Origin of the sequence: Blastococcus jejuensis (genome assembly GCF_039534705.1) — a bacterium.
GTDB lineage: Bacteria > Actinomycetota > Actinomycetes > Mycobacteriales > Geodermatophilaceae > Blastococcus_B > Blastococcus_B jejuensis.
This window is the reverse complement of sequence record NZ_BAAAVV010000010.1, coordinates 123,116-130,120: the sequence shown is the minus strand read 5'-3', so window position 1 is coordinate 130,120 and position 7,005 is coordinate 123,116. Positions and strand designations below refer to the sequence as shown.

Genomic DNA, 7,005 nt, shown 5'->3' with positions numbered 1-7,005 from the left:
CTCTTGCGGGCCACCGCGATCACGTCACGACGGAACTCCGCCGGATACGGCTTGGGCACGATGCTGATCCTTCCAGCGAGGCCGCAGCCTCACAGGCAAGGAGTCAACTGAACTGGGGGCAGTCCCCGTCGTGCGTGGCCAAGCAGGTGACCAGACCGGTCAGGAATCGAGAAGCGCCGACGGTCGAGCCGCTCCTAGCGTGACCGGCATGGACATCACCGTTCACCACACCTTCCTGCCGGCCGACGACCCCGAGGCCTCGCTGGCCTTCTACCGGGACACCCTCGGCTTCGAGGTCCGCAACGACGTCGGTCGGGGCACGATGCGCTGGATCACGGTCGGCCCCGCCGACGAGGCCACCACGTCCATCGTCCTGCACCCGCCGGCGGTCGATCCCGGCATCACCGACGACGAGCGCCGCACCATCGCCGAGATGATGGCGAAGGGCACCTACGCCACCATCGTCCTGGCCACGAAAGACCTCGACGGCACCTTCGAGCGCGTCCAGGCTCGCGACGCCGAGGTCGTCCAGGAGCCGACGGAGCAGCCGTACGGGGTCCGCGACTGCGCCTTCCGCGATCCCGCGGGCAACCTGGTCCGCATCCTCGAGCGGCGCTGACCGGGCACTCGCGGGGGCGAACTAGCCGCGGGGCAGCACGCAGAACTCGTTGCCATCGGGATCGGCCAGCACGACCCGGCCGGCCTCGCGCTGGCCGATGCCGAGCCGCGTCGCCCCGAGGGAGACCAGGCGGTCGACCTCCGCCTGCTGGTCGCCGTCGGCAGGCGGGGCGATGTCGAAGTGCAGCCGGTTCTTCCCCGTCTTCGGCGGCAGGGGCGGACCGCCCCACGTGACCTTCGGGCCGCCGTGCGGCGCGCGGATCGCGGTCTCCTGGTCCTGGTCCCAGACCAGCGGCCAGCCCAGCGCCGCGCTCCAGAAGTACCCGACCTCCTGCGAACCGTCGCACGCGAGCGCCCCGACGAACCCACAGTCGGCGAGGAAGTCGTTGCCCGGCTCGATGACGCAGAACTCGTTGCCCTCGGGGTCGGCGAGAACCACGTGACCTTCGTCGGGCCGCTGACCGACGTCGATGTGCCGGGCGCCGAGCTCCAGCGCCCTCGCCACCGTCTGCTGCTGGTCCTCGAGCGACGTGCTCGTCAGGTCGAAGTGCATCCGGTTCTGACCGGTCTTCGGCTCCTGGCTGGGGAGGAACCGGATCCGGAACCCGGTGTCATCGGTCGGCACGAGCGCGACGCCGTCCTTCTCGTCGGCCGGCTCCCAGCCCAGGACGGCGGCCCAGAAGCGCGCGAGCCGGTGCGGGTCGTTCGCATCGACGCAGAGCGCGATGAGGTCGGTCGGCATCGTGCTCGGCATCTCCGATCCGCTGCTGCCGGAGCGCGTCCTCCGGCGTACGAGGAGGGCGACGCTAGGTCGCGCGGGGACCGCGACGCAACGCGATTGATCCGCTCCGGCCCGTCTCTCGCCGCGCCGGTGCCGCGGTGTAGTTCACCGTTCCGCGCCACACCGCGGCACTCGGGTCCTCGCGGCGGCCGCCGGCACACACGCCGGGCGCCGCCGGGTCTATCGTGACCACCCGGGCGAGCCTCACGCCCAACCCCAGACCGGTCCTCCACGCGGGCCGGCGACGCGGGGCAAAGGGGACTGCGAGAGCCTCGAGGCGCTGCACGGCCCGGACGTCCTCACCTGTTCGGATGCCACGGCTGCGGCGGCGCACGGCGCGTGGAGCCGTCGCCGCGGGCGCAGCCGGGAGAGTCTGACCATGACCACGGCCAAGCAGCTCAAGGCCCGCGTGCGCGCGCGGATGGCCAGGACCGGCGAGCGCTACGCGGTCGCCCGCGCCCATGTCGTCGGCGGCGCCCTCGACACCGGTCCCGTCGTCGACGCCGGATGGACCCTGCGCGGTGGCACCGACCCGGATACCGCGGCGCTGGCCAACGTACTCGCCCACCGCGGGGTCACCGGCCCCGACGGGCCGCTGACCGAGCCACTGCTGTTCCTCGTCGGCGGCGGGCTCGGCGCCGGCTACATCCTCTGGGAGTTCGCCCACGACGACGGCCGGGTGGTCACCCTCGGGTTCACCCATTCCTGGCAGTACTTCGACCGCCGGCTGGCCACGACGGTCGACCGGCTGGGCCTGGACGTCGCCTGGTCGCGCACCGGCGGTGCCGCGGCCGCCGCCCAGGCGCTGACCGCGACGCTGGCCGCCGATGATCCGGCCATCATCTGGCCGGACCGCTACCACCTCGGCTACTGGAACCTGCCGCCGTTCCTCGACGGGATGGGCGGGGGGCCGGTCGTCGCCTACGCCGCCGCCGGGGGGCGTGTGCATGTCGACGACCGCAACCTGGCGCCGCTGACCGTGCCGGCCCCGGACTTGGACCGGGCGCGGGCCCGCGTGGGCAGCTACCGCAACACGATGCTCGTCGTCCGGACTGCGGACGCCGCGGTGCCGGCGGACCGGCTTCGCGCCGCGGTGCGCGCCGGGCTGGAGGCCGACGTGGACCACCTCGGCGGGACGTCGACCTCCTTCGCGCTGCCCGCCTGGCGGAAGTGGTCACGGCTGCTCGTCGACCCACGGGCCGCGAAGGGGTGGCCGAGGGTGTTCGCCGACCGGCGCGGGCTGCTGCGGGCGCTGGCCAGCGTGTGGGAGGGCGTCGAGCCCGCCGGGATGGACGGCGGGCACGTGCGCGGGCTGTTCGCCGACGGGCTCGAGCAGGCCGCCGTCGTGCTCGACGAGCCGGGGCTGGCCGCCGAGGCGCCGCGGTGGCGGGAGATCGCCGACCGCTGGCACGCCCTCGCCGAGACGGCCCTGCCGGACGACGTCCCGGCGATCGCCCGGCTGCGGACCCTCACGGCCACGGTCACCGGAGCGGTCGCCGAGGGCGACGCGGGGGCGGCGGAGCGGGCGGCGGCTGCCGAGGAGCTGTGGCGGCTGCGGGCCGAGCACGCCGACGCGCCTCCGCTGGACGAGGGGCGCCTCGCGGCGGTGCTGGCCGGCATGAGCGGGCACCTGGCCGCGATCCACGACGCCGAGGCCGAGGCCGTGGCCCGGCTCGGCGCCGCCCTGGGCAGGTGACCGCTGGGCTCAGCGGGTCCGGTACCGGGCGTAGATCAACCCGCTGTCGAAGGCGCGTTCCTCGACCAGCTGGAGATCGAGGCGCGCGCCGTCGGGGAAGAACCGCTTGCCGCCGCCGACCACGCTCGTCGTGATGAAGAGGTGGTATTCGTCCACCAGGCCGGCCGCGATCGCCTGGGCGGCGAGGTTCGGGCCGTCGACGCTGAGATCGGAATCAGCCTCGGCCTTGAGTCGGCGGACCGCGTCCGGGTCGAAGGTCCGCTCGATCCTGGTCTTCTCGCTCGACACCGACTCCAGCGTCGTGGAGTAGACGACCTTCTCCGCGGCCTGCCAGTCGCGCGCGTACTGCTCGATGTGCGGAGGCACGTCGGGAAGGGTGTGCGCGGTCTCCCAGAAGACCATCGTCTCGTACATCCGACGGCCGTAGAGGAACGTGCCGACGTGGCGGAAGACGTCGCCGATGAAGGTGTGCACCTCCTGGTCCTCTGCCCCGGTGCCGAGGTCGCCCTCGGCTGCCTCGGCGTAGCCGTCGAGCGAGGTGATCATCGAGTAGATGAGCTTGGCCATGCGTCTCCTCCGGGTACGAGCGCATCGGTCTCGTGGTTGCTGGGGCTGTGACCTGCACCGAACCCGTAACTCATCGATCGGTTGGCCGGCCCGTTCCGTCCACTGCCGGATCCCGTCCTGCCGCACCGCTGCGGTGCGGTCGTGGACCAGACCGCTACATCAGCGGTCGATGGTCTTCCTGCCGGAGGACAGACGTCGTGGGGTCGACGGTGGAGGCGCTGCCGGGCTCGTCCTTCACGCGCCCGGGACTCGTCGGGGTACTCAGGGATGTGTGTCGACGGTCAGAGACACCGCCCGGACGGCGCCGCGGAGGCGTCCGGTGCGTTGTCCTTATCCTTGTCCCGGGACTTGATCCCGTGTGCCCGCCGGCGTGGCGCAACTGGTAGCGCACCCGACTTGTAATCGGGCGGTTAGGGGTTCGAGTCCCCTCGTCGGCTCCACGGTCTGTGCGTGCTCGGCCGATCCTCGACCCGGGTCGCTGGGAGTCGTCGGTCTCCTCCGAGTGCCGGGCATTCCCCGGATCCTGGACTCATCCGTCCGTGAACGGCACCATGTCGGGGTGAGCGGGGCGGCGACGACGGCGGTCCCCTACGTCGGCAGGGCCGAGCAGCGCGCCGCCGTGGCCGCGGCGTTCCGGGAACCGGGGCACGTCGTCGTCCTCTGCGGCGAGGCCGGCGTGGGCAAGTCCGCGCTCGTCGCCACGGAGCGGGCGACCGCCCTGACCGACGTCGTCGACGGCGCATGCCTGCCCCTCGCCGGGCAGCCGCTGCCCCTCGCCGCGCTCGAGCAGATCTTCGACGCCCGGGGCGGGTGGCCGGAGGTGCCCGACGGCTCCGAGCAGCAGTCGGCCGAGCAGCGACTCAAGGCGGTGCGCCGGTGGGCGGACGCGCTCGCGCCGGTCGGCTCGTCCACGGCGATGACGCTGGTGGTGGAGGACCTGCACTGGGCCGACGAGACCACCTGCGACTTCCTCGTCTACCTCGCGTCGACCGCCACCCGCCGGGGCGTGAGTCTCGTGGTGACCCTGCGCAACGACGAGACGCCCCGGGTCGGGCGGGTGCAGCAGGCGGTCGCCGAGCTCACGCGGCTGCCCGGCGCGGTGAGCGTCGAGCTCGAGCGGCTGAGCCTGGCGGACACGGGCGAGCTCGTCGCCGCGCTGACCGGCGGCGCGGACGTCGACGTCGCCGCCTGGCACGCCCAGTCGCAGGGCAACCCGTTCCTGCTCGGCGAGCTGGTGAAGGACCCCGGCGCGCGCCGGGTGAAGGACGTCCTGCTCTCCCGGGTGCGCGAGCTGGGCCCCGATGCCGCCGACCTCGTGGGGTTGGCCGCGGTCTTCGGGCTCTGGGTCGCCGACTCCGACCTGCTGTCGGCGTCGGAGCTGCCGCTGCGCCGCTACGCGGCGGCGGTGCGCGAGGCGGTCGACGTCGGGGTGCTCGTCGTCGAGGGCTCGGACTACGCCTTCCGGCACAGCCTGATGTGCGAGGCGGTGCTCAACCGGCTGCTGCCGGTCGAGCGGCGGCTGCTGCACGAGCGGGCCGCCGCGGCCCTGGCCGGGAGCGGTGCCGACGACGTCGTCACGGCGGCAGCGGTTAGCCTGCACTGGTCGGCTGCGGGCCGGAGCGCGGAGGCGGCCGAGTGGAGCCTGCGCGCGGCGCGCAAGGCCCGCTCGCTCAACGCCTTCGCCGAGGCCTGGAGCTACTACGGGCGCGCCCTGGAGGCCGCGCCGTCCCTGGCCGGCGGCGACGGCGGTCTCGACCTGCTGCTGGAGGCCGCCGGCACCGCCCGCCTGGCCGGTGACCCGACCGCGGCGGCCGGACTGCTGGAGACCGCGCTCGCCGGCGGCGCCGCCGACGGGCCGGCGCGCGCTGCGGCGCTGGAGCGGCTGGGCTGCTTCCTGTGGGAGGCCGGGCTGACGGCCCGCAGCCGGGCGGCCTACGCCGACGCGGCCGCGCTCCTCGGGCCGGACGTCTCCGCGGTGCACGCCCAGGTGTGGGGGGCGCTGGCCCGGGGGGCGTTCATCATGGCCGAGTTCGACGAGGCGATCCGGATGGCCGACCGCGCCGCCGCCGCGGCGCGGGAGCACGGCACCGCCGCCGTCCTGGCCGATGCGCTGACCACCCGCGGGGCCGCCGGGGCCTTCCTGGGCGACGTCGCCGCCCTCGACGTGCTGCGCGAGGGCGTCCGGCTGGCCCGCGACGTCGAGGACCGGGCGGTCCTGTGCCGCGGTTACGCCAATCTCATGATCGCGTTCGAGTACACCGGCTTCCCGGCCGAGTCGCTCGCCGCCGCACGGGAGGGCCTGAGCCTGCTCCCCGAGTACGGCCTCGAGCTGGCGGTGGGCGCCGCGCTGGCGTGCAATGCCGTCAACATGCTCCGGCGGCGCGGGGACTACGCGCGGTGCGAGACGGTGCTCGCCGACCTGCTCGACGGCCGGGTGACCCAGGGGCAGGGCCTGCACCTGCACCTGGAGCGCGCCGAACTGCAGCTGGCGACCGGACGGCCGGACCTCGCGCGGGCGAGCCTGGAGGCCGCCGCCGACCTGAGGGACGTCGACGAGCCCGCGGTGGTCGCGGCGATCGCCACGGCGACGGCCGAGCTGCGGGCGCAGGAAGGTGACCGCGAGGGCTGCTACCGCACCGTCGACGAGGCGCTCCGCCGGCTGGCGGGAACCCAGGACACCCGGTTCCGCACCGAACTCGTCTCGATCGGGCTCCGCAACGAGGCCGACCGAGCGGTGCCCGGACGGCGGGACGGCGCTGCGCAGGCGCGGCTGGAGAGGCTGGCCGTCGAGCTGGACGGCCTCGACCCGACCGCCGACGACGACGTGAGCCACGCCGCCGAGCACCGCACGGCCCGCAACGAGCTGGCCCGCGCACGCGGCGGCGTCCCCGCGGAGGACTGGGCCGAGGCCGTGGCGCTCTGGCGGACCGCCGACCGCCCCCGGGAGGAGGCGTACTGCCTCCTCCGCGAGGCGGAGAGCCACGTCGAGCACCGCCGGCGGGAGCGGGCCGCGGCGGCCGCGACGGCGGCGCGGACGATCGCCGACCGGCTGGGCGCGGCCCCGATCGTCGCGGAGGTCGACGCGCTGCTGTCCCGGACGCGCCTCTCGGTGGCCCCCGCGCCCCGCGCGCCCGCCGAGGACCGGCCGTACGGGCTGACCGAACGCGAGTTCGAGGTGCTGGTCGAGCTCGGCACCGGCGCGACCAACCGGCAGATCGCCCGGAAGCTGTTCATCAGCGAGCGCACGGTAGGGGTCCACGTGTCGCGCGTTCTGCATAAGCTCCAGGTCGCGAACCGGGCGCAGGCCGCCGCCGTGGCGGTCAAGGTCGCTCGTCACGTCTGA

The 7,005-nt window shown here is 74.4% G+C and carries 5 protein-coding genes and 1 tRNA gene; 4 read left to right on the top strand and 2 right to left on the bottom strand.

Going from position 1 to position 7,005, the window contains the following annotated elements:
* Positions 1-208 precede the first annotated feature (208 nt).
* Positions 209-619 (top strand): VOC family protein, encoded by a 411-nt coding sequence (locus ABD644_RS18220; RefSeq protein ID WP_344690436.1) that lies wholly within the window; start codon positions 209-211, stop codon positions 617-619.
* 21 nt (positions 620-640) lie between these two features.
* Here ABD644_RS18220 and ABD644_RS18215 read toward each other — a convergent pair whose 3' ends face one another.
* Complete coding sequence (locus ABD644_RS18215) at positions 641-1,372, bottom strand: VOC family protein (RefSeq protein ID WP_344690435.1); 732 nt, start codon at positions 1,370-1,372, stop codon at positions 641-643.
* A gap of 406 nt (positions 1,373-1,778) precedes the next feature.
* Here ABD644_RS18215 and ABD644_RS18210 point away from each other — a divergent pair, with 406 nt between their 5' ends.
* On the top strand, positions 1,779-3,095 hold the full coding sequence (locus ABD644_RS18210) for a BtrH N-terminal domain-containing protein (RefSeq protein ID WP_344690434.1): 1,317 nt from the start codon (positions 1,779-1,781) through the stop codon (positions 3,093-3,095).
* A gap of 9 nt (positions 3,096-3,104) precedes the next feature.
* On the opposite strand, the gene ABD644_RS18205 is transcribed toward ABD644_RS18210, so the two are convergent.
* Entirely contained in the window at positions 3,105-3,662 is a 558-nt protein-coding gene (locus ABD644_RS18205) for a dihydrofolate reductase family protein (RefSeq protein WP_344690433.1), read from the bottom strand.
* Between the two features lie 364 nt (positions 3,663-4,026).
* On the opposite strand from ABD644_RS18205, the gene ABD644_RS18200 reads away from it, so the two are divergent.
* Together ABD644_RS18200 and ABD644_RS18195 are read left to right on the top strand one after the other, a co-directional pair.
* Positions 4,027-4,102 (top strand) — tRNA-Thr (locus ABD644_RS18200).
* A 119-nt stretch (positions 4,103-4,221) separates the two neighbouring features.
* Complete coding sequence (locus ABD644_RS18195) at positions 4,222-7,005, top strand: helix-turn-helix transcriptional regulator (protein WP_344690432.1); 2,784 nt, start codon at positions 4,222-4,224, stop codon at positions 7,003-7,005.

Coding starts and splice junctions, on each gene's coding strand:
- ABD644_RS18220 (WP_344690436.1), top strand. CDS start 209: ATGGACATCACCGTTCACCACACCTTCCTGCCGGCCGACGACCCCGAG.
- ABD644_RS18215 (WP_344690435.1), bottom strand. CDS start 1,372: ATGCCGAGCACGATGCCGACCGACCTCATCGCGCTCTGCGTCGATGCG.
- ABD644_RS18210 (WP_344690434.1), top strand. CDS start 1,779: ATGACCACGGCCAAGCAGCTCAAGGCCCGCGTGCGCGCGCGGATGGCC.
- ABD644_RS18205 (WP_344690433.1), bottom strand. CDS start 3,662: ATGGCCAAGCTCATCTACTCGATGATCACCTCGCTCGACGGCTACGCC.